A 21,767-nucleotide genomic window follows, 5' to 3' on the forward strand; every position below is an offset into this window, starting at 1 on the left:
CTGGGCATCTAACCATCCCCGCCGAAGCGTCCCGTCAGGTCACCGGCGGCGGCTTCCCCTTACCCCCCGGCCCGGTTTCTCCACCACCCGAACACCAGTGCGAGAGTGCAGGACGTGAAGCGCGCAGCCACGGTATCCGCAGGCCCCGGCTCCGGGCGGTCGCCCGCCGAGCTGCTGGGCCGGCTGCGCGCACGGCACCACGACGCCGACCCGGTCACCCACGTCGAGCGCGTCCCGGCCCGCGCCGGTGAGCCGGCGCCCTGGCCGACCTGGGCGCCGCAGGAGCTGCGGGCGGCGCTCGCCGGGCGCGGGGTCGTCGCCCCCTGGCGGCACCAGGCCGAGGCCGCCGAGCTGGCGTACGCGGGCAGGCACGTCGTGGTGGCCACCGGCACCGCCTCCGGCAAGTCGCTGGCGTACCAGCTGCCCGCGCTGGCCACCCTGCTCGCCGACCCCCGGGCCACCGTGCTCTACCTGGCCCCGACCAAGGCGCTCGCCGCCGACCAGCTCCGCGCCGTCGCCGGGCTGGAACTCGACGGGGTACGCCCCGCCTGCTACGACGGGGACACCCCGCGCGCCGAACGGGAGTGGATCAGGAAGCACTCCCGGTTCGTGCTGACCAACCCGGACATGCTGCACCACGGCATCCTCCCCGGGCACGCCAACTGGTCCGGCTTCCTGCGCCGGCTCACCTACGTGGTGATCGACGAGTGCCACACCTACCGGGGCGTCTTCGGCTCCCACGTCGCCCACGTGCTGCGCCGGCTCCGGAGACTGAGCGGAAGTCCGGGCCGTCCCTCCTCCCCAGCGCTCGCGAGCTCGCGCAAGGCCCCGGTCTTCGTCCTGGCCTCGGCGACGTCGGGTGACCCGGCGACGGCGGCCGGCCGGCTCACCGGCCTGCCGGTGGCGGCCGTCACCGAGGACACCTCCCCGCGCGGCGGGGTGACCTTCGCCCTCTGGGAGCCGCCGCTGCTCCCGTCCGACGCCGCCACCGGCGAGGCCGACCTCGTCCAGGTCCGCCGGTCGGCGCTGCGCGAGACCGCCGACCTGCTCGCCGACACCGTCGCCGAGGGGGTACGCACGCTCGCCTTCGTCCGCTCCCGCAAGGGCGCCGAGGTGGTCGCGGCGAACGCCCGCCGGTCCCTCGACGAGGCGGTGCCCGGGCTCGGCGACCGGGTCGCCGCCTACCGCGCCGGCTACCTGCGCGAGGAGCGGCGCGAGCTGGAACGCGCGCTGCTCCACGGCGACCTGCTCGGGCTCGCCTCCACCAACGCCCTCGAGCTCGGCGTCGACCTGGTCGGGCTGGACGCGGTGCTGATGTGCGGCTGGCCGGGGACCCGGGCGTCGCTCTGGCAGCAGGCCGGGCGGGCCGGACGCTCCGGCGACGAGGCCCTGGCCGTGCTGGTGGCCCGGGACGACCCGCTCGACACCTACCTGGTGCACCACCCGGAGGCGCTGTTCGGGCGGCCGGTCGAGGCGACCGTGCTCGACCCCGCCAACCCGTACGTGCTCGCCCCGCAGCTGGCGTGCGCCGCCGCCGAGGCCCCGCTCACCCCCGCCGACCTGGAACTGTTCGGCGAGGGCGCGAAGGAGGCGGTGGACTCGCTGGTCGAGGCGGGCGCGCTGCGGCAGCGGCCGACCGGCTGGTACTGGCGGCACCGGGAACGGCCCGAGGTGGACCTGCGCGGCGAGGGCGGGGCGCCGGTCGCCGTGGTCGAGGCGTCCACCGGGCGGCTGCTCGGCACCGTCGACGGCGGCTCGTCCCACTTCCTCATCCACGCCGGCGCGGTCTACCTGCACCAGGGCGTCTCGTACGTGGTCGACTCGCTGGACCTCGACGACGGGTGCGCGCTGGTGCACGCCGAGGAGCCGGACTGGTCCACCCACGCCCGCGACGTCACCTCGCTGTCGGTGGTGTCGGTGCGCTCGTACGTGGACGCCGGGCCGGTCGGCATGTTCCTCGGCGAGGTGGACGTGACCAGCCAGGTGGTGTCGTACCAGCGGCGGCGGATCGCCTCCGGCGAGGTGATCGACACCCGGCCGCTGGACCTGCCGGCGCGGGAGCTGCGCACCGTGGCGGTCTGGTTCACCGTGTCTCCGCAGTCACTGGCGCTGGCCGGCGTCGAAGCCGCCGACATTCCCGGCGCGCTGCACGCCGCCGAGCACGCCGCGATCGGGCTGCTGCCCCTGATGGCCACCTGCGACCGCTGGGACATCGGTGGGCTGTCGACCGCCCTCCACCCGGACACCGAGGCGCCCACCGTCTTCGTCTACGACGGCCATCCCGGCGGGGCGGGCTTCGCCGAGCGGGCGTACGGAGCGGCGGCGTCCTGGCTGCGCGCCACCCGCGACGCGATCGCCGAGTGCGGCTGCGAGTCGGGCTGTCCCTCCTGCGTCCAGTCCCCCAAGTGCGGCAACGGCAACAACCCGCTGTCGAAGCCGGACGCGGTCCGGGTCCTCGACGTGGTCCTGGCCAACCTCCCGCCCGCAACCGACGCCGACGCCCCGTCCGGCGTGGTCCGGGCGGGGCCCTCCTCCACGCCCACGGACGAGCCGGCGTCCACCCGCGCGGAGCAGCCGGCCGAGGCGGGGCTGACACCGGACGACGCGTCCGGCGGGCCGGAGCCGGCGCTACCGCGCCAGGACGACCGGACGGCGGCCCGGTCCACGGCGCACCCGGCCGCCGACGCCGGCTGACCCCCGCAACGCCCTCATGATCCACACCGTTCGCGTGGAGTCGCGGTATCCCCGCGCCTCGGACACCGCCGTTTGCCGCAACCGGAGTTGACCAGGCCGCGCTCCGGCGGCGCCGCGCGCCGGGGTGTCGCTCTCCCGGGGTGTCGCTCTGCGGGATGTGTGCATGACCGGCGCGGCTGGTGGGCATTGATGCATGGGAGCGCTTCCATACCGGGGCGCCGGAACGACCCCTGCCGTTCTTCCTGCCGGAGGAGGAAGCCGTGGCCGACACCATCGCCGAGACCGTCGACCTGCTCTACACGATCGACCAGGAGAAGCTCACCCCCGACCAGCAGATCGCGCTCGCTTCGGCGTTGGCCGGCCTGGCCCAGGCCGAACGCCTCGAGCAGATCAACGAACGGCTGCGTGGAATCCATCAGGTGCTCCAGGCATGGGCGCTCAAGGCGACAATCGAGGGCGGGCGCTGAACGGCCGGTTGTGCGAGACTCCGGCGCACCCTTCGGAGGAGATCCCCATGCAGCTCGACAATTTGCAGAGCCAGCACCAGTTCCACATCCGGCAGCGGCTCCGGATGATGGTCAACCAGTACGAGGTCCGGGCCGTGGCGCCGGACGGCACCGAAGGCGAGCTGCTCGCGTTCGCGCAGCAGAAGCGGCTCGCCTTCAAGGAGCAGGTCACCCTCTACACAGACGACTCGAAGCAGCAGCCCCTGCTCGGCTTCAAGGCCCGGCAGCGGCTCGACCTCGGCGCCACGTACGACGTGACCGACCACGCCGGCAACTCGCTGGGGTCGTTCCGCAAGGACTTCGCCCAGTCGCTGCTGCGCTCCACCTGGCACGTCGAGCAGCCCGGCCTGCCGCAGGTCACCGGGCAGGAGCGGAGCTTGCCGGTGGCGCTGCTGCGCCGGTTCGTCGACTCGCTGTCCTGGTTGCCGTACCACTTCGACTTCGTCGGCGGCGGCCAGCCGTTCTTCTCCGTGGTCAAGAAGTGGGGCCTGCGCGACCGGTACGTCGTCGAGGTGCAGAACCCTCAGATCGACCGCCGCCTGGTGATCGCCATGGCGATCGGCCTGGACGCGCTCCAGTCCCGCTGATTCCAGCCGGCCGCCACAGGTGGCACCCGGGTCGACACACCGCCGACCCGGGTGGGGCCGCGCTCAGGGGGCACGGGGCGAACCCGTCCCCCCGGGCGCGGCACAGCCGCAGGGGCCGACACGTCCGCGGGGGCGCGACAAGACAAGAGGCGCACCACCTGGGCCGCATGGACGACGGGCGTCCACGTCCCTCACCCGCGGACGGGGCCGGCGCGGGCGGTGGCGGTGGCCACCCGCCGGAGTCCCGGCAGAGGGGTGACCGCCACCTCCACGGTGACGAGCACGTCGAGGCCGTCCAACCGGCAGCGGGTCATGCGGGCGCCGTTCGCCCGCGCCAACGCCCCCGCCGCAGCGCAGGCCACCCTGTCGCCGCGCAACGCCTGACCCGCTCCGGCGAGCGCGCCGAAGTCGGCGCCGACCCGAGCCTGCTGCCGCGCGACCCGGGCGGCGCCGACCGCCGCGCCGGAGACACCGGCCGTCACGAGGACCAGACCGGCGGCCAGCAGGCAGAGGGTGGCTCCACCCCGGTCGCGACCGGACGACCGTCGCGCCCGCCCGGCGTCCCGCGTCTCCTCCAGGTCCGTCACGGCCGCGCCACCGGCGTACCGGGTTCGACGGCGGCCACCGCGGTGGCCGCAACCGTGATCCGGGGCAGCCGGGCGCCGAGCGCCCGGACGGGTGCTCGCACCGACGCGGTGACCCGGTCCCCGTGCACCGAGACCGAGACGGTCGCCCCCGTGGGTGCGGTCCGCGACCCGGCGGCCGTCCCACTGTCGCCCCGGGAGGCGGCGAGCGCCGCCTCCCGGGAGGCGTCCAGGCACGCCGCCTTCGTGGTGACCGCGTCAACGGCGGTGAGGCCGGTGAGCAGGAGCAGGAGCAGCGCCGGCAGGCCGGCCGCCAGCTCGGCGGTGAAGGAGCCCCGGTCGCGGCCAGCCGGCCGGCGCGATGTCACTTCAGCGCCCGGTCGATGACCGCGGTCAACGCGGACTGCACGTTGCCGGAGGTGAGCACCTTCAGCAGGATGCCCGCGAAGGCGACCGCGGCGAGGGTGCCGACGGCGTACTCGGCGGTGTTCATCCCGGCGTCCCCGCGGAGCCGGGCGATGAGTCTGCGCATTGCCGTTCCTTTCTGGTTGGTTGTCAGAGCACGCCGCCGAGGACGGCGACGATCACCGGCACGAGACCGGCGAGAATGAAGGCCGGGAGGAAGCAGAGCCCCAGCGGCAGCACGATGAGCACCCCCGCCCGGCGGGCCGCCGCCTCGGCGGCGGTGGAGCGGTCGGCCCGCAGATCGTCGGCGACCCTGGTCAGCGCCCCGGCGAGGGCGGCACCACTGTTCGCGGAGCGCACGGCGGCGGTGATCATGCGGTCCGCGCCGGGCACCGACCCGAGATGGGCCCACGCCTCCTCCGGGCCTCCGCCGAGCAGCAGGGTGCGACCGATCCGCCCGAGTCGTTCGGCGAGTGGCCCGTCGAGCGCGTCGGTCACCGCGAGCACCGCGCGGTCCACCGGCGCACCGGCGCGTAGTGCCGCCGCCAACAGGTCGGCGGCGAGCGGAAGGTCGGCGGCCTCCCGGAGCCGGCGGTCCCGGGCGGCCCTCGGTTCGATCCGCCGGAGCAGCGGATCCGCGACCAGGGCGGTGACCGCTCCGGCGAGGCATCCGGACGCACCGCCGAGCAGCACCGCGACCGCCAGCCCGGCCAGGCCCGCACCGAGGCGGGTCCGGTCCGGCCACCAGGGTGGGTGGGCACGCCCGGCCACCGGCACGCCGACCTGCCCGGTGCCCAGCCCGCGCAACCGCTCGACCGGACGGCTCCCCGAACCACGGAACAGGATCACCAGTAACGCCGCGGCGACCAGGCAGCCGACGGCCAGTGCCTGCCGGGACATCAGCCGCCACCCACCGGTGGGCGGCCGAGTCGCTCGGCCCAGAGCAGCCCGACGACCTGCAGCCCCACCGCCGTCACGGCGCAGGCGGCCCCCAGCGGGGTGTGCAGCAGTACGGAGAGCGGGTCCGCGCCGATGCCGTAGCCCAGGCCGATCCCGCCCAGCGGCAACGCGGCGAGCAGCAGCGCGGTGGCTCGTGCCCCGGCCGCTTGAGCGGACGCGGCGGCGAGCCCGCGGTCCAGCGATCGGGCATCGGCCTCGATCCGCTCCAGGAGCTCGGCCAGCGGCGCACCGGTCCGGTCGGCGAGCCGCACGGCGGCCCGGGTCAACCGGATGAACCGGTCCCCGTCGCCGACGTCGCCGGTCGACAGCGTCGGGATGGGCCGGCCGGCTCGCAGGTCGGCGGCGAGCGCGCTGAGCTGGTCCAGGCGACGGCGTCGCTCCCGCAGCGCGAGCCGTCCGGCCCGCCGGCCGAGCGCGGCCCGCGCCCCGAGGACGCCGTACCCGGCGAGCACGGCCCCACCGACCGGCCCGGCGGTGGTGGCGCCGAGCAGCCCAGCGACCACCCCGACGAGGACCAGGGCGCGAACCCGGTGTGCGGCCATCACCGCCCCGAATGCCGAATACGACGTCCACGCCCGGAGGGCGGCCGGTAGCCGACGCCCGAGCGCGCCGAGCAGGTGCACGTCGGCCCGGCCGGACGACGAGACCTCGATCGGGACAGCGCCGGGCCGGTCGGACGACCAGAGCTCGAGCGGGACGGCGCCGGCCAACGGATCAAGGGTTGCGACCGGGCGGCGCGAGTCCCGCCGGCCGGGCGGCCGAGGCGAGCAGGGCCGTTCCCGACCCGGTGCCGGACCGGTGACCCGGCCGCCCACCGGGACACCTGCCACCTGGCCGGGAGGCGTCCGCCGGCTCGCGGAACGCGCTCCTTCCCGGGCCGTCGCCGGAATCGGCGGAGCGTGCCCGGCCGGTGGGGCCGGTTGGCCGGCCAGCGGTGGACCGGAGCCGGGCCGGTGTCCGGCGCGGGACGGCCGGTCCGGCGCCGTGGCGTCCCGCCCGGACCGGTCGGCCGTCCGAGGCGCCGGCACACCCGCGGTGCGGGCTCCGAAGAGGGCGCGGCGTCGGCGTCGGATGTCGCGGACCGGCCAGGCCACCACGGTAGCGGCGGTGACCAGGAGCGCCGCCACGAACCACAGCGCGGGCGTCATGCCGGCCCCGCCGAGCCGGGCCAGGGCTCACAGAGAATCGGGGGTACCGTCACGCCACGGTCCCGCAGCAGGGTGGCCAGCGCCCGCCCGGCCAGTCCCAGGCCCCGTCCCCGGATCCACGCCGGCACCACGGTGACCAACCGTTCCGAACCCTCGGGCAGCAGCAGGCAGATCGACTCCAGGACCCGGCCACGCGGTGCGCGGCGTACCTGGAGGAGCACCTGGAGCGCCGCGGTCACCTGGGCGTGCAGCGCGGCCCGGGGAAGCCCGCCGAGCAGGCCGAGCGCCTCCAGCCGGGCCGGTACATCCGCTGGCGTGTTGGCGTGCAGCGTGCCGGCGCCACCGTCGTGGCCGGTGTTCAGCGCGGCCAGCAGGTCGACGACCTCGCCGCCCCGGCACTCCCCCACCACCAGCCGGTCCGGTCGCATCCGCAACGCCTGGCGGACCAGCTCGCTGAGCCCCACCGCGCCCGCCCCCTCCACGTTGGCGGTTCGGGCCTGCAACCCCACCACGTGCGGGTGCACCGGGTGCAGCTCGGCGGCGTCTTCCACCAGCACGATCCGCTCGGTCGGCGGCACCAGCCCGAGCAGGGTGTTGAGCAGTGTGGTCTTGCCCGACCCGGTGCCCCCGGTGACCAGGTACGCCAACCGGGCCGCCACCACCGCGGCCAGCACCGGGGCCACGGGACGCGGGACGGTGCCGTGGCGTACCAGCTCGTCGAGGGTGAACGGGCGCTGCCGGAAGGTGCGCAGGGAGAGGTACGGGCCGTCGGTCGCCACCGGCGGCAGCACGGCGTGCAGGCGGGTGCCGTCCGGCAGCCGCGCGTCGGCGTACGGGGAGCCGTCGTCGAGCCGGCGGCCCGCCCCGGCGGCGAGCCGCTGCGCCAATCGCCGGACGTCGTCGACGGTGCCCAGGGGCACCGCCACCTGACGCAGGCCCTCTCCCCGGTCGACCCAGACCCGGGTGCCGTTGACGAGCACGTCGGTGACGCGCGGGTCGGCCAGCAGCGGGGCGAGCGGCCCGGCGCCGACCAGGTCGTCGCGGACCCGGTCGGCGATCCGCAGCAGGGCGGTGTCGCCGAGGACGGCGGCGGCGGGCTCGGCGCGTACCGCGGAGACGATCGACGCCGGGGTGACCGGCGTGTCGGCACCGGCCATCCGTTGCCGGACCCGGGCGGAGAACTCCTCCGGGTCGGGGCGGGCGGTCACGCCGCACCCGGCAGGGGCAGGCCGGTCAGCTCGGTGACGATCCGCCGGCACAGCGCGGCGAGTGGTCCCCGCCCCGCCCCCGCCGGCGCTTCGCCCCGCTCCAGCCCGCGGCAGAGCGCGGGCTCGGGTCGCAGCGTGCCGGCCAGCGGGAGCCCGAGGGCCCGGGCGACCTCGGTCGCCTTCAACCGGCCGGGGGCGGGACCGCGCACGATCACTTGCATCGCCGCGCAGTGCGGCGCGGCGGCGGCAACCACCCGGGCCGCGGCCGCGGTGGCCCGCAGTTCGGCCGGCACGACGACGTACGCCTGGTCGGCGGCCTGCAACGCGACCACGGCGGCCTCGTCGAGCTGCCGGGGCACGTCGATCACCACGAAGTCCCGGCCCCGGCGGGCGGCGTCCACCGTGGCGGCCATCGCCTGGGCCGGCAGCGGCAGCAGGTCGCCCCGGTCCCAGGAGAGCACCACCAGGTCACCCCGGCTGGGCAGGGCGCGCACCAGCGCCGGAGCGTCCACCCGCCCGTCCGCGGCGGTGAGCGCCGGCCAGCGGAGTCCGTCCAGTTCCTCCCAGCCGAGCACCAGGTCGAGCCCGCCGCCGAGCGGGTCGGCGTCGACCAGGAGGGTGCGCAGCCGCGCCCGGGCGGCGGTGACCGCGAGCCCGCCGGCGAGGACGCTGGCACCGGCACCGCCCCGGCCGCCGAGCACCGCGACGGTCCGGCCCGGCCCGGCGTGCGGGCCGGGCTGGCCGCACTCGGTGAACCGGTCGACGAGCCACGGCTCGGCGGCGGGCAGGGTGGCGACATGCTCGGCGCCGATCAGCTCGGCGACCTCCCAACGCGGGTCCAGCTGGCCGGAGCGGCCCACCAGCACCATCCGCGGTCGCCGGGGCAGCCGGGCCCGCAGGCACGCCTCGGCCTGGTCGCAACCGACCAGCACCAGGGGTGCGGGTAGCCAGCGGGCCCGCGCGGCGACGGGATCGGCCGCGAGCTCGACCTCGGTGCCGCCCGCTGCGGCCAGTCGCAGCAGCTCATCGAGCAGGTCACCGTCCGAGGTCACCACCAACGGCAGACGCCGGTGCGGTGGGAGGGTGGTACGGGGTGGCATCACGGCCTCCAGCAGTCGGGCTCGGGGGTGCTGACCGAAACCCTGCGCCGGAGACGGAACCGTCCGCCGCCCCCACCGCCGTACCTGTGGACAACGGGCACGGCTGTGGAAAACCCTCGTGGAGACGATTGATCTGCTATGGACGTGTCCGAAATTGCGGCATGCCCTCTTGCGCGGCAGATCGGTGTGTGTGACATGCCGCGGCCATCAAGCGGCCCGCCAGCTGCCAGTTACGCAAGCGCTTCCGAAGTGCCCCCCCCCGGCTGATCACGGAGCAACGCCGCCTTGATCCGCGCGAGGTTCGCGTTCGGCGGCACTTGACGGCGACAGGCGGGGTCCTTGCCCTGCAAATTGTCCCGTTTGTGGTACTTCGGCGAACAAAAGGTGGTGTTGTGGTCACCGCGCCAATGTGCGCCATTTAGACCGCTTCGGGCAGGGCGCGACGTGCGACGCCTCCTGCGAGCAGTTCCCACGGAGGGTGTTTTGTGAAAGTTAAATCCGTTCATCGCCTTCGGCGGGCCGCCCTGCCGGCGCTCGCGGCTTCCGCGGCTGCCGCCGTGGCCGCCACCTTGCTGGTCCTCAACGCGACGGCCGCCAATGCCCAGGAAGCCCCGGTGGGCCTGGGAACGGCCGGTAACTTCTCCGTCCTCGCCGGGGCCGAGCCCACCAACACCGGCCCAAGCTTCTTGGCCCAGAGCCTCGGGCGGTACCCGGGGAACACTGCTTCCGGCTTCGAAACGGCAACCATAGGCGGCGAGGTCCACCTGGGCGACGCGGTGGCTCTACAGGCCCAGAGCGACCTGACCACGGCCTTCAACGACGCCGCCGGTCGGACCCCTTTCACCATTCTTCCCGCGGAACTCGGCGGCAACACCCTCAACCCCGGGGTCTATCGGATCGGGGCAGCACAGCTGACCGGGCCGTTGACGCTCAACGCCCAGGGCAATCCGCAGGCCGTGTTCATCTTCCAGGTCGACTCCGCGCTGACCACGGCGTCGAACAGCAGCGTCGTCCTCATCAACGGCGCTTCGCCCTGCAACGTGTTCTGGAAGATCGGCAGCTCGGCGACGATCGGCACTGACACCACCTTCGTGGGCACCATCATGGCTCAGGCGTCGATCACGATGGCCACGGGCGCGACTCTCCAGGGCCGTGCGCTGGCTCGAACCGCCGCCGTCACCCTCGACACCAACGTCATCACCGCACCTGTGTGCGCCGGCCCGACTGGTCCGCCTGGCCCGACCGGCCCCCCTGGGCCGACCGGCCCGCCCGGCCCGACCGGCCCCCCTGGGCCGACTGGCCCCCCTGGTAGTCCCGGCGCCCCCGGCAGCCCCGGCGCCCCAGGCAGTCCCGGCGCCCCAGGCAGTCCCGGCGCTCCAGGCGCTCCAGGCAGTCCCGGTGCCCCCGGCGCTCCAGGCAGTCCCGGTGCCCCAGGCGCCCCCGGCAGTCCCGGGGCCCCAGGCAGCCCCGGCGCCCCCGGCAGCCCCGGCGCCCCCGGCAGCCCCGGCGCCCCAGGCAGTCCCGGCGCTCCAGGCGCTCCCGGGGCCCCAGGCAGTCCCGGCGCCCCCGGAGCCCCCGGCAGTCCCGGCGCCCCAGGCGGCCCCGGCGCGCCCGGTGCCCCAGGAAGTCCCGACGACAAACCCGGAATCCTGCCGGTGACCGGTAGCGGCCTGGTCCCGGCGATGACGGGGACGGGAAGCGTCATGGTCGCCCTCGGCGGGCTCATGTTCTTCCTCTCCCGGCGTCGTCGCGCACACCAGTCCTGATCGGAGGCCCCAAGGGAGCGCGACTGGGGAGCGAGCGGCGCAAGGCGAAGGCTGTTGAACTGCCGTGAGCACCACGCAACGGCAACCTGCCATCCCGATGCCGCCGTCAACCCACCCTCTTGGGGAGCAGGCCGCAGCCCGGCCCGCCACGTCAGCGGACCTGATACAGGTTCGGACGCCGGCGGGCCGGGCGGTGGCGTGCTCGGCTCCCCCGGATCGATGGCAGCGGGATGGCCTATCGCAACCACTCACGGGCCGTGACCCGCCGACGGAGCCCCGGCCCTCCTGGGGGCCGGAGCGCCCCAAGGCCCACCAACCGCAACCCCGCGACCGCCGGCAGCTCACCGACGCGGCCGGTGTGTCCCTCCCCTGCGCCGCGTGGCTTCTGGCCGCGCGCCGCGGCGGACTGCCGGCCCACAAAACCGATCAACGTCCGGCTGTTCTGCGACGGCCCTTCGGGCTTCCGCTTCCCGCGCCAGCCGCCGGGCGTCAGTCGTGGCGGCAGCGGCCGGCGCACCGAGTGGGAAGCTCAATCGCTGTACGCACACTCTGCAGAGTGGCAGTGACCTGCGTCGGAACGCTCAACCCACAAGGGGACGGCCCACCGGGGGATGCGGTCTTAGTTGTCGACTGCTGCCAACTGGCGACGGCCCGCGCCGACGAGCAGGCGCCGGACCTCGTCGATTGGCATCCGAGGCCGACCTGCATCGAGGTTCGCGCTGCCTTCTTGCTGCCTCGCTTCCTGACGGTGACCGGCTCCGCTGGCAGACCGCCAGGGTTCGAAGCTGTTGCTGGTTGAAGTCTCGCTGCATTGGAAGTGGGACGGTGAGGCGATTCGAGCTGTACAGCGTTCTCCGTCTGGCGCTCCTTGGCACCCGCCGTGGTCGTGATGTTGCTGACGGCTGCGGCTGGTGGCCTGTGGTTGGCGTCGCCGAGAAGTCGCGGTAGTTCCGAACAGTCGGCAGGACGACAAGATCGGGGTGTCCGATCTTTGGGTCCGACCTGACGGCGGCTCGTTTTGTGGCGACCAGGCGGAAGACAATAGCCGTCGGGCCCTATCTCCGACGAACCAATGAATCTGCAGGTGGCAGGAGGGGCGATCCGAGTTATCGGCGCGACAGGTGCGCCCCGCCGTTCTCTGCGAGAAGTGGTGGCGGGGCGCTCCCATGTCTACATGCGGGCTTGGCGGCGGCCTGCGATTGTGCCGGCTGCAAGCGTGATCACCATGACCGCCGCGAGGATGAGGATCGTGGTGATGGAGGTTCCTAGTTCCCACCCTGCTTGTTTGAAGTAGAGCTGGTAGGTGGCTTGCGCCAAAGCTGGCACCAGGAGAAGCACCGTGGCGACGATGGGCATCCGTGCATCGATGGGCGCGGTGATGACGGCCAGTGCGGCGAACGCGTACAGGGACATCAGTGGTGCGTCCGACCAGCCGTTGATCGGGCTCGGCGTCAGAGCGACGACTGCCAGTGCCCCGAGGACGGGCCAGGCCCACGGTTTGGTCACGCGCGTTCGGGGTGCGCGGAGCAGTCGCAGCAAGGCCAGCGAAGCCAGCAGCGCCGGCCAGGACTTGGGAACAATCGCGTGCTGGAGGCTATGAATCGACCAGAACCAGGACGTTTGGTCCCACCAATTTGCCGACCAATGTTGCGCGACCAGGGTCAAGATCGCCGCAGCGGATGCCAGCCGGTAGCTGCCCCACGCCGCAGCGAAAAGCGCGATGGTCAGCAGCGCCGGAATGACGATGAACCACCATGTGTCGGGCTTGTACGGGCCCTCCGACAGCATGGTCACCAGGAAGGAGATCGGACCTCCGGCCCAGAGCGTCATGCCGTACACGAGCAGGGACAGCGCGGACAGTCGCAGCGCGGAGTGTCCCAGCGCCGATCGCGAGCCGAGACGGTCAACACCGGTGCGGGCGCGTAGCCCTCCGACCACGAGCGCCGCCGCTTCTCGAAGGTCCGGCCGCCGCCGCTGGTCAGCCGTGGCGAGCAGGGTTTCGAGCATCTCGTCGGCGCGATACTGCCGGTAGGCGCGGGGGTAGGCCCGCAGTAGCCACCGGTAACGGCGCTCCAGCTCGGTCATGCCGGCACCACCCAACCCGCCGCAGCCGTCGAGCGGACGGAACGGTCACGAACGACGCTCGCCGCCGCAGCCATCCGCTCGGCTTCCGCACGCAGCGCCGACATACCTCGCTGGGTCAGCTCGTAGGTGCGGCGGGCACGGCCGTTGACCACCGCCTCCTCGGCCACCCGCACCATCTCTTCACCGGTGAGCCGGTCCAGAGCGGCGTAGAGGGTGCCCGTCGTGAGGCGCACCCGCCCGTCGGACAACTCCTGCGCCCGCTTGACGATCGCGTAGCCGTGCAAGGGTTCGTCCTGCAACGCGGCCAAGATGAAGTAGGTGGGTTCGCGCATCGACGCGAAGGGCTTGGTCATGTCGTCGACATAAGCAGATGATCGACGCATAGGTCAAGACTCGATGTGCGCGGCGGCGGCTACGCCGGTTGAATGACGTTGGTCGCTCGAAGCCGGGCGCGAGCCCTGTGGACGCTCCCGGTTGGCGGCGCCTTGGCAGTTCGTGTCGCGGCCATGTCGCCGATGCTGGTCGGAACGGTGCTTGAGCTGGTCAGCGTCACGGCGTTGGCGCTCTGTGGATTCGTCGCGGCAGGGCAAGGCCAAGACCCGCGTCGAAGCGCTCAGCCCCAAAGGGACGACCCCCGTCGGGGGGAGACGGGGGTCGTCGGGAGGTTCGGCTCCGGGGGGGTTGAGCCGAACCAACTCGGCGGTCACGGGGGGTGCGACCGTCGAGGGTCTGTCAGCGGTCCGAGACATGAACACGCGTCGTAAGGACAAGCATGCCCGAGCGGAGTGTTCACGTCGAGTGGTGCCGAGCCCACTCACCGCGAATTTGTGATTGCAGCGTGTGACGGCCGTCACGTTGCTCAGGGGTGTCGTTGGCCCGGGAGACCGATCGGAGGTGGTGGTGACCCCGGGCACCCGCCGACGATAGACCATCGGGCTAGACTTTCGCGCCGTGGGCCGAAGTGCCGCTTTCTTCGATCTGGACAAGACCGTCATCGCCAAGTCGAGCGCCCTGGCGTTCGGTCGGCCGTTCTACCGGGACGGGCTGATCACACGGCGTGACGTCGTCAAGTCGGCGTACGCGCAGCTGATGTTCCGGCTGGGCGGCACCGACGAGCAGACCATGGCCCGGACCCGGGACTACCTGGCCACGCTCTGCAAGGGCTGGCAGGTGGAACAGGTCCGCCAGATCGTCGCGGAGACCCTGCACGAGCTGATCAACCCCTACGTGTACGCCGAAGCCGCCGCCCTGATCGAGGAGCACCAGGCGGCCGGGCGGGACGTCGTGCTGGTCTCCGCCTCCGGCGAGGAGATGGTCCGCCCGATCGGCGAACTGCTGGGCGTGACCGACGTGATCGCCACCCGGATGGCGGTGGAGGACGGCCGCTACAGCGGCGCGGTGGAGTTCTACGCCGCCGGCTCGAGCAAGGTGGAGGCGGTGAGCGAGCTGGCCACCGCCCGGGGGTACGACCTCGCCGACTCGTACGCCTACTCCGACTCGTACAGCGACCGCCCGCTGCTGGAGTGCGTCGGGCATCCCACCGTGGTCAACCCGGACCGGGCGCTGCGCAGGCTCGCGGCGGAGAACGCCTGGCCGGTGCTGGAGTTCCGGCACCCGATCCCGCTGGGCCGACGGCTGCGCGAACGTCCGGCCGTGCCGGTCGCCGCGGCGGCGCTGGGCGTCGGCGTCGGTGTCGCCATCGGCATCGCCTGGTACGGCCGGCACCGCCGCACCAAGATCGCCCCGGTGGTCTGAGCGGGCCGGGCCGACCCGCCCTCTCCCGTCCCCGACGCGCCGCCGCGCCGAGGGGCAGGACCGTCGTCAGGAGCTGGCGAGCACCTCGTCGCCGATCACGGTGAGCTGGTCGGCGCCGACCTCGACGGCCGTCATGTAGTGCCGCAGCCAGGAGCGCAGCCCGTCCGGGGTGCCGGTGGCGAAGGCGCCGGCCGAGCCGACGTACTCCGGTTCCCGCTCACGGTGGGCGACGTCGACGGCGACCAGGCCACGCGGGTCGAAGCCGCGCGACATCAGCACCAGCCGGGCGGCGGCCCGGGCCACCACGCCCGACGGCCCGGCGAACGGGCGCAGGTTCAGCAGCTCCCCGTGGACGACGGCGGCCAGCACCAGCGGGGGGACGTTCGTGCCGCCGGCGACCAGCCCGGCCAGCCCGTCCAGCCGGGCGGCGACGACCGGGTCGGTCACCGGCCGGCCCAGCTCGGACTCGGGCACGGCGTCGCGGGCGGCGAGCACGTGCAGCTTCGCGAGGGCCTGGCGGGGCGCCTTCGGCCAGAGCTCGGTGAGGCCGGGCAGCGCCCCGGCGACCCGCAGCGCCCCCTGCACCACGGGTTCGGTGACCGTGCCGGCGCGGACCGCCTCGCGCTCGTGGTCGTACCCCTCGAGGGCGGCGCTGGCCACCGCGGAGCGGAGGCTGACCTCGGCCGCGACCTGGCCGCCGTGCCGGCGCAACGCGCGGTGCCGCATGGCCTCGTCGACCCGCTCGCGGGCCCGTTCGACGGCGGGGGCGATGTCGGCGAGCGCGAGCAGCGGCGCGAGCGGATCGGTGGTCACCCCGTCACGCTAGCGACCCGGGTGTCCCCGCCGACCCGCACCCGCCCCCGAGGCGACCCGGACCACCGACTCCGGGGCGCGCGGAGCCGTCGGGCGCGTGGCGTGGGCCGCTGGGCGCGCGCCGGCTGCGGGGGCTCTCGCGGGCGCCGGGAGCCGGGACTAACCTCAGCCCGGTAGGAGACGCAGGCCACGCGAGAAGGAGTCACCGCATGAGCGAGGCATTGGCCAATCTGCTGAACGAGACGCGCCAGTTCCCGCCCCCGGCCGCACTCGCCGCGGAGGCCAACGTCACCGCCGACGCGTACGCCGAGGCCGCCGAGGACCGGCTGGCCTTCTGGGAGCGGCAGGCCGGGCGGTTGGCCTGGGCGAAGCAGTGGGACCAGGTGCTCGACTGGTCGAACCCGCCGTTCGCGAAGTGGTTCGTCGGCGGGCAGCTCAACGTGGCGTACAACTGCCTGGACCGGCACGTGGAGGCCGGCCGCGGTGACAAGGTGGCGATCCACTGGGAGGGCGAGCCGGGCGACACCCGCACGCTCACCTACGCCGACCTGCACCGGCTGACCTGTCAGGCGGCGAACGCGCTGACCGAGCTGGGCGTGACCGCCGGTGACCGGGTGGCGATCTATATGCCGATGATTCCGGAGGCCGCGGTCGCGATGCTGGCCTGCGCCCGGATCGGCGCCACCCACAGCGTGGTCTTCGGCGGCTTCTCCGCCGACGCGCTGACCAACCGGATCCAGGACGCCAGCGCCAAGTTGGTGATCACCGCCGACGGTGGCTACCGGCGGGGCAAGCCGTCGGCGCTGAAGCCGACGGTGGACGAGGCGGTGGCGAACTGCCCGTCCGTCGAGCACGTGCTGGTGGTCCGCCGCACCGGTGAGGACGTCGCCTGGTCGGCGAAGGACCACTGGTGGCACGAGACGGTGGAGACCGCGGCGGTCGAGCACGCCGCGCAGCCGTTCGACGCCGAGCACCCGCTCTTCATCCTCTACACCAGCGGCACCACGGCCCGGCCGAAGGGCATCCTGCACACCACCGGCGGTTACCTGACCCAGGCGGCGTGGACGACGCACGCCGTGTTCGACCTCAAGCCGGAGTCGGACGTCTACTGGTGCACCGCCGACATCGGCTGGGTCACCGGGCACTCCTACATCGTGTACGGCCCGCTGGCCAACGGCGCCACCCAGGTCATGTACGAGGGCACCCCGGACACCCCGCACAAGGGCCGGTTCTGGGAGATCGTCGACCGGTACGGGGTGACCATCCTGTACACCGCCCCCACCCTGATCCGCACCATGATGAAGTGGGGCGATGACATCCCCGCCGGGTACGACCTGGCCTCGCTGCGGCTGCTGGGCAGCGTCGGTGAGCCGATCAACCCGGAGGCCTGGATGTGGTACAGGCAGCACGTCGGCGGGGGCGAGCTGCCGATCGTGGACACCTGGTGGCAGACCGAGACCGGCGCCATGATGATCTCGCCGCTGCCCGGCGTGACCGAGGCGAAGCCGGGTTCCGCGATGACCCCGCTGCCGGGCATCAGCGCCGACGTGGTGGACGACCAGGGCAACTCGGTGCCGAACGGCGGCGGTGGCTACCTGGTGCTGCGTGAGCCGTGGCCGTCGATGCTGCGCACCATCTGGGGTGACGACGACCGGTTCATCGAGACGTACTGGTCCCGGTTCCCGGGAATGTACTTCGCCGGCGACGGGGCGAAGAAGGACGACGACGGGCACATCTGGCTGCTGGGCCGGGTGGACGACGTGATGCTGGTGTCCGGGCACAACATCTCCACCACGGAGGTGGAGTCGGCGCTGGTGTCGCACCCGTCGGTGGCTGAGGCGGCGGTGGTCGGCGCCACCGACCCCACCACCGGCCAGGCGATCGTCGCCTTCGCCATCCCGCGCGGCACCACCGACACCGCGGGTGAGGCGGGCGAGAAGCTCATCACCGAGCTGCGCGACCATGTCGCGAAGACGCTCGGCCCGATCGCCAAGCCCCGGCAGATCATGCTGGTGCCGGAGCTGCCGAAGACCCGCTCCGGCAAGATCATGCGCCGCCTGCTGCGGGACGTGGCGGAGAACCGCTCGCTGGGCGACGTCACCACCCTCCAGGACTCCTCGGTGATGGAGATGATCTCCTCGGGGATGGGTGGCGGGAAGTCCGACGAGGACTGACGCCAGGGCGTACATCGAGGTGGGTGACGGTCCGCGTGGACCGTCACCCACCGTCGTTTCTGACGGGTGCTGACCGGGGCGAGCGAGCGCCGTCACATCGGTCGGTCGGGGGAGCCGGGAGAAGCTGATCGGTCACAGGAGACGCCCAGCCCTGTCGTTCATCTTCTTTCTGATTTATGTTCACGCAGGTCGGACCGGTTCGATGGAGGTCACATCGATGACAGGCGCCGGCCCGACTCCCCTCCCCCATGCCCGAGAAACGGAGCGGCATGAACACATTCCCGCAATCCGGGTCACGCAGACGCCTACTCGTCGCGCTGCCCGCCATCGCCCTCGCCGCCACGTCACTGACCGTGACCGGCAGCGCGGCCGCCCAGACGCCCGGCCCCGCCCGGGCCACCATCGGGGCGGACGAGTTCTACATCAACTACTCCGAGCCGGCCGTCCAGCCGGACAGTGACGGCCGCGAGGTCAAGGGCAAGGGTGGCATCCACGCCCCGGCGGTCGAGCAGGCGCGGACGTACGACCGCAAGTTCGCCCGCGGTAACCCGGTCACGGCGAAGCAGCTGGCGAAGACCGAGGCCGAGGCGATCAAGACGGGTAAGAACCCGCGGCAGATCAAGCAGGCCAAGGGCACCCAGACCGCCAAGCTGCTGACCCTGCTGGTGGAGTTCAACGACCAGGCCAACGACGACTTCACCGACGTCATGGTCCCCAAGACGGTCTTCGAGGACCGGAGCTGTGTCCTCGGCACCGTGCAGAACGGGCCGAAGCACAACAACATCCCGGACCCGGGCTCCCTGCCGCACGAGGACAACAACTCGATGTGGGTGCCGGACTTCTCCCCGGAGCACTTCAACAAGATGCTCTACACCAAGGAGGGGATCACCGAGCGGGTCCGCAAGGACCTGACCGGGCCGGACGGCAAGCCGGGCGTCGACCTCGCCGGCCGCACCATGCACAACATGTACCTGGAGATGTCCAAGGGCGCGTACACGGTGGACGGGCAGGCCAGCCCGTGGATCACCGTGCCGCACTCCGAGGGCTGGTACGCGGCCTCCCGCTGCTTCCAGGACTCCAGCGGCAACTGGGTCGCCGGGCGCCAGCAGGCGATGAACGGCCACCCGGACAACCCGCAGGGCGCGGGCCGCCTCGCCACCGACGCGGTCGCGACGCTCGCGAAGATGGACCCGAACTTCCCGTGGGCCGACTACGACATCGAGGACCAGGGCGACCGCGACGGTGACGGCAACGTCTACGAGCCGGACGGCGTGATCGACCACCTGGTGCTGGTGCACGCCGGCCAGGGCAAGTCCCGCGGCGGCGGCGCCGAGGGCGTGTACGCGGTGTGGGCGCACTCCTCGTCGGTTCCGGGCGGCTACCGAATTCCGGGCACCGACCTGCAGGTCTCGAACTACATCGTGCAGCCCGAGGACGCCGGGGTCGGCGTCTTCGCCCACGAGTTCGGTCACGACCTGGGCCTGCCGGACCTCTACGACACCTCCGGCAACGCCGACTCGGACGTCGACTTCTGGGACCTGATGGCCTCCGGCTCGCACTCCGGTGAGATCTTCCAGGCGCTGCCGACGCACATGGGCCTCTGGGACAAGTGGGTGCTCGGCTGGGCGGACCCGCTGAACGTCAACCCGGGTGCCGACCCGCGTGACGTGCAGCTGGGCCAGACCTCGCGGACCCCGGTCGGCACCAAGGACGGCATCAAGGTCAACCTGCCGAACAAGGTGATCACGCTGGCCACGCCGCACAGCGGCGCGAACATGTGGTACACCGGCGCCGACCAGGACTGGGCCGACATCAAGCTGACCCGTTCGGTGGCGGTGCCGGCGGCGGCCGACGCGAAGTTCTGGATGTGGAACAACTACGTCATCGAGGAGGACTGGGACTACGGCTTCGTCGAGGTCTCCACCGACGGTGGCACGACCTGGGCCGAGCAGAAGGTCTACGACTCGACCGGCAAGCTGGTCAGCACCAACGACGGCTACGCCGACCCGAACGGCCGGATGGTGGACTTCGGCAACAAGAAGTACGGCCTGACCGGGGACAGCCACGGCTGGCGGCACGACTACGTCGACCTGTCGGCGTACGCCGGGAAGACGGTGCAGCTGCGCCTGCGCCAGGCGACCGACGAGGCGTTCGTGGAGCGCGGCTGGTTCGTCGACGACTTCTCGGTGACCGCCGGTGGCGCCACCACCTGGAGTGACAACGTCGAGGGTGGGGCCAACGGCTGGACCCAGACCGGCGGCACCTTCGTCGACACCACCGGCCCGGGCTGGCGGATCGACGGCGGCACCACCAACCAGGCGCACTACTACCTGGCCGAGTGGCGCAACTTCGACGGCTTCGACAACGGCCTCAAGTACGCGTACGACACCGTGTACTCGCGGGACGCGTGGAAGGTCGACAAGCTCTCCTACAACGCGCCGGGCATGCTGGTCTGGTACCGGGACACCGCGCTGGGCGACGTCAACCACGTCACCGCGCAGATGACCGCGCTGCCCAGCTACGGCGCCAAGGGTGGGCTGCTGATCGTCGACTCGCACTTCGACCCGTACCGCCGCCAGGGTGAGGCGGCCGTGAAGGACCCGTCGACGCTGGACAACCTGCCCAGCCGTCCGCAGTCCGCCAACGCGGCCTTCTCGCTCAAGCCCACGTACGGCTTCAAGGAGTGCCTGGAGGCGGCGAACGAGCCGTACAGCGAGTACTGCACCACCTTCGGCGCGCAGCCGGCGGTGCCGGGCTTCACCGACGCCAAGGGCTGGTACCCGGGCATCGAGGTGCGCGGTGGCTCGCTCTTCGCCCGGGACAACGACGCGTCCGTGGTGATCCCGTCGAAGGGCAACGTGCCGTACACCACCCGGGTCACCAACCCGGACGGCAGCCCGGCCACCGGCCTGTACGGCACGAACCTCGGGTTCACCGTGCTGGGCTCCGGCAACCCGGGTGACCAGGGTGCCGCCTACGGCGTCACCATCACCATCACGAAGACGGCGAAGGACAACTCGTACGCCACGGTCCACGTGACCCCGGCGAGCTGATCCGAGCAGCACACCCGCACCGACGTACGTTCGGCGGCCCGTCCGGAGCACTCCGCTCCGGGCGGGCCGTCCGTGTTCGAGGCCACCCGCCCGTCCGCGTGCCGGTCCCGGCTGGGCACTGGAGCAGAACGAGATCGACCGGGACGCTTCGGGAATGGCTTGGTTGCATCACGTAATTACCATCGATGATCGTCGCACCACCACCGAGGTTGCGGTATTGGTGCCCGCCGCCCGCAGAGGAAGGGACTTCGGATGAGCCGCCATGCCACGCGCGTCGTCTCTTCATTGCTGGCCGGGGCGGCGGTCATGTTCGCCGGGGCAGCATGCGACTCCGAGAGCCGTGAGAGGGGCGGACCCGCGCCCTCCCCCACGGCGGCCGGCGAGCCGACCGGGCCACGCATCACCGACGCACCCCGGGCGGCGCTCCCTTCCGATTTTCCCGAGTTGGACGTGCCGGCGACTGCTCGTGTCCTGGTTTCCCTCATGCAGGGCACCAGGGCCGCTGACACACCGCGATTCACAATCCCTGATATGGAGTACACCATCTATTCGGTGTGCACCGGCGGTGGCACGATCACGCTCCGCGGTGATGACTCGAAGGCAGTGCGATGCGACGGCCTCACCCACCGGTGGCACGTCTTCACGCGCGCCAAGAGCGACGTGGTGCCGATTCGGCCGCATGGCTCTTCGGTCCGTTGGTCCGTGGCTGTCGTCGACACCGAGGGTCGCTCCTTCACCACCCCTGGTTGAGCGACAGCCCCCGCTCCGAGTCGCCCGGCTGACCAGAGTCCACCGGGCACACCGGGCGGGGCCCGTCCGGGGCACGCTGCTCCGAACGAGCCCGCCCTCTTACGTTCGCCCGCGCTTCCAGCCGCTCGGTGTGACACGCCTGCAAGCCGCAGCGCTCCCTTATGGGGACCCCATAATCA

The 21,767-nt window shown here is 72.8% G+C and carries 18 protein-coding genes; 8 read left to right on the forward strand and 10 right to left on the reverse strand.

Annotated elements, in window-relative coordinates:
• Window positions 1–114: 114 nt before the first annotated feature.
• The 3 genes from V6U79_RS07000 to V6U79_RS07010 all read left to right on the forward strand — a co-directional run bounded on the left by V6U79_RS07000 (window position 115) and on the right by V6U79_RS07010 (window position 3,787).
• A complete protein-coding gene (locus V6U79_RS07000; protein WP_334613983.1) occupies window positions 115–2,694 on the forward strand; it encodes a DEAD/DEAH box helicase in 2,580 nt (859 codons plus the stop codon).
• 260 nt (window positions 2,695–2,954) lie between these two features.
• Entirely contained in the window at window positions 2,955–3,161 is a 207-nt protein-coding gene (locus tag V6U79_RS07005; protein WP_334613985.1) for a hypothetical protein, read from the forward strand.
• 47 nt (window positions 3,162–3,208) lie between these two features.
• The gene (locus V6U79_RS07010; RefSeq protein ID WP_334530809.1) at window positions 3,209–3,787 is read left to right on the forward strand and encodes an LURP-one-related family protein; all 579 of its coding nucleotides are present in this window, start codon (window positions 3,209–3,211) and stop codon (window positions 3,785–3,787) included.
• 191 nt (window positions 3,788–3,978) lie between these two features.
• On the opposite strand, the gene V6U79_RS07015 is transcribed toward V6U79_RS07010, so the two are convergent.
• From V6U79_RS07015 to ssd, 7 genes are all read right to left on the reverse strand, one after another.
• On the reverse strand, window positions 3,979–4,374 hold the full coding sequence (locus V6U79_RS07015; protein WP_334613986.1) for an Rv3654c family TadE-like protein: 396 nt from the start codon (window positions 4,372–4,374) through the stop codon (window positions 3,979–3,981).
• Window positions 4,371–4,739 carry a TadE family type IV pilus minor pilin gene (locus tag V6U79_RS07020; protein WP_334530804.1) on the reverse strand — a complete coding sequence of 123 codons (369 nt, stop codon included), beginning with the start codon at window positions 4,737–4,739 and terminating at the stop codon, window positions 4,371–4,373. Before V6U79_RS07020 ends, V6U79_RS07015 begins: the two co-directional genes overlap by 4 nt.
• On the reverse strand, window positions 4,736–4,903 hold the full coding sequence (locus tag V6U79_RS07025) for a DUF4244 domain-containing protein (protein ID WP_120727603.1): 168 nt from the start codon (window positions 4,901–4,903) through the stop codon (window positions 4,736–4,738). Before V6U79_RS07025 ends, V6U79_RS07020 begins: the two co-directional genes overlap by 4 nt.
• Before the next feature lie 23 nt (window positions 4,904–4,926).
• Window positions 4,927–5,676, reverse strand: a complete 750-nt coding sequence (locus tag V6U79_RS07030) for a type II secretion system F family protein (RefSeq protein WP_334613987.1) — start codon at window positions 5,674–5,676, stop codon at window positions 4,927–4,929.
• Complete coding sequence (locus V6U79_RS07035) at window positions 5,676–6,446, reverse strand: hypothetical protein (protein ID WP_334613988.1); 771 nt, start codon at window positions 6,444–6,446, stop codon at window positions 5,676–5,678. The genes V6U79_RS07030 and V6U79_RS07035 overlap by 1 nt, the downstream gene beginning before the upstream one ends.
• 434 nt (window positions 6,447–6,880) lie before the next feature.
• On the reverse strand, window positions 6,881–8,092 hold the full coding sequence (locus tag V6U79_RS07040; RefSeq protein WP_334613989.1) for a TadA family conjugal transfer-associated ATPase: 1,212 nt from the start codon (window positions 8,090–8,092) through the stop codon (window positions 6,881–6,883).
• Complete coding sequence (gene ssd, locus V6U79_RS07045) at window positions 8,089–9,144, reverse strand: septum site-determining protein Ssd (protein ID WP_334614159.1); 1,056 nt, start codon at window positions 9,142–9,144, stop codon at window positions 8,089–8,091. The genes V6U79_RS07040 and ssd overlap by 4 nt, the downstream gene beginning before the upstream one ends.
• A gap of 662 nt (window positions 9,145–9,806) precedes the next feature.
• On the opposite strand from ssd, the gene V6U79_RS07050 reads away from it, so the two are divergent.
• Window positions 9,807–10,958 (forward strand): ice-binding family protein, encoded by a 1,152-nt coding sequence (locus tag V6U79_RS07050; protein WP_334614161.1) that lies wholly within the window; start codon window positions 9,807–9,809, stop codon window positions 10,956–10,958.
• A gap of 1,170 nt (window positions 10,959–12,128) precedes the next feature.
• Here V6U79_RS07050 and V6U79_RS07055 read toward each other — a convergent pair.
• On the reverse strand, window positions 12,129–13,043 hold the full coding sequence (locus V6U79_RS07055) for a hypothetical protein (protein ID WP_334613990.1): 915 nt from the start codon (window positions 13,041–13,043) through the stop codon (window positions 12,129–12,131).
• The gene (locus tag V6U79_RS07060; RefSeq protein ID WP_334530787.1) at window positions 13,040–13,396 is read right to left on the reverse strand and encodes a PadR family transcriptional regulator; all 357 of its coding nucleotides are present in this window, start codon (window positions 13,394–13,396) and stop codon (window positions 13,040–13,042) included. The genes V6U79_RS07055 and V6U79_RS07060 overlap by 4 nt, the downstream gene beginning before the upstream one ends.
• A gap of 598 nt (window positions 13,397–13,994) precedes the next feature.
• On the opposite strand from V6U79_RS07060, the gene V6U79_RS07065 reads away from it, so the two are divergent.
• The gene (locus V6U79_RS07065) at window positions 13,995–14,798 is read left to right on the forward strand and encodes an HAD family hydrolase (protein WP_334530785.1); all 804 of its coding nucleotides are present in this window, start codon (window positions 13,995–13,997) and stop codon (window positions 14,796–14,798) included.
• A 66-nt stretch (window positions 14,799–14,864) separates the two neighbouring features.
• On the opposite strand, the gene V6U79_RS07070 is transcribed toward V6U79_RS07065, so the two are convergent.
• The gene (locus V6U79_RS07070) at window positions 14,865–15,611 is read right to left on the reverse strand and encodes a Fic family protein (protein WP_334613991.1); all 747 of its coding nucleotides are present in this window, start codon (window positions 15,609–15,611) and stop codon (window positions 14,865–14,867) included.
• Window positions 15,612–15,820: 209 nt separating this feature from the next.
• Between V6U79_RS07070 and acs the strand changes: the two genes are divergently transcribed.
• The 3 genes from acs (at window position 15,821) to V6U79_RS07085 (ending at window position 21,588) form a co-directional block, all read left to right on the forward strand.
• Entirely contained in the window at window positions 15,821–17,785 is a 1,965-nt protein-coding gene (gene acs, locus V6U79_RS07075) for an acetate--CoA ligase (RefSeq protein WP_334530779.1), read from the forward strand.
• 269 nt (window positions 17,786–18,054) lie between these two features.
• Window positions 18,055–20,838 (forward strand): immune inhibitor A domain-containing protein, encoded by a 2,784-nt coding sequence (locus tag V6U79_RS07080; RefSeq protein ID WP_334613992.1) that lies wholly within the window; start codon window positions 18,055–18,057, stop codon window positions 20,836–20,838.
• Between the two features lie 531 nt (window positions 20,839–21,369).
• Window positions 21,370–21,588 (forward strand): hypothetical protein, encoded by a 219-nt coding sequence (locus V6U79_RS07085; protein ID WP_334530762.1) that lies wholly within the window; start codon window positions 21,370–21,372, stop codon window positions 21,586–21,588.
• Window positions 21,589–21,767 lie beyond the last annotated feature (179 nt).

The organism is Micromonospora psammae (genome assembly GCF_036902725.1).
GTDB lineage: Bacteria > Actinomycetota > Actinomycetes > Mycobacteriales > Micromonosporaceae > Micromonospora.

Excerpts from the sequence above, each read along its gene's own strand:
- V6U79_RS07085 (WP_334530762.1), top strand. The coding sequence starts at position 21,370 with ATGGAGTACACCATCTATTCGGTGTGCACCGGCGGTGGCACGATCACG.
- V6U79_RS07025 (WP_120727603.1), bottom strand. The coding sequence starts at position 4,903 with ATGCGCAGACTCATCGCCCGGCTCCGCGGGGACGCCGGGATGAACACC.
- V6U79_RS07010 (WP_334530809.1), top strand. The coding sequence starts at position 3,209 with ATGCAGCTCGACAATTTGCAGAGCCAGCACCAGTTCCACATCCGGCAG.
- V6U79_RS07060 (WP_334530787.1), bottom strand. The coding sequence starts at position 13,396 with ATGACCAAGCCCTTCGCGTCGATGCGCGAACCCACCTACTTCATCTTG.
- V6U79_RS07055 (WP_334613990.1), bottom strand. The coding sequence starts at position 13,043 with ATGACCGAGCTGGAGCGCCGTTACCGGTGGCTACTGCGGGCCTACCCC.
- acs (WP_334530779.1), top strand. The coding sequence starts at position 15,821 with ATGAGCGAGGCATTGGCCAATCTGCTGAACGAGACGCGCCAGTTCCCG.
- V6U79_RS07080 (WP_334613992.1), top strand. The coding sequence starts at position 18,055 with ATGAACACATTCCCGCAATCCGGGTCACGCAGACGCCTACTCGTCGCG.
- V6U79_RS07030 (WP_334613987.1), bottom strand. The coding sequence starts at position 5,676 with ATGTCCCGGCAGGCACTGGCCGTCGGCTGCCTGGTCGCCGCGGCGTTA.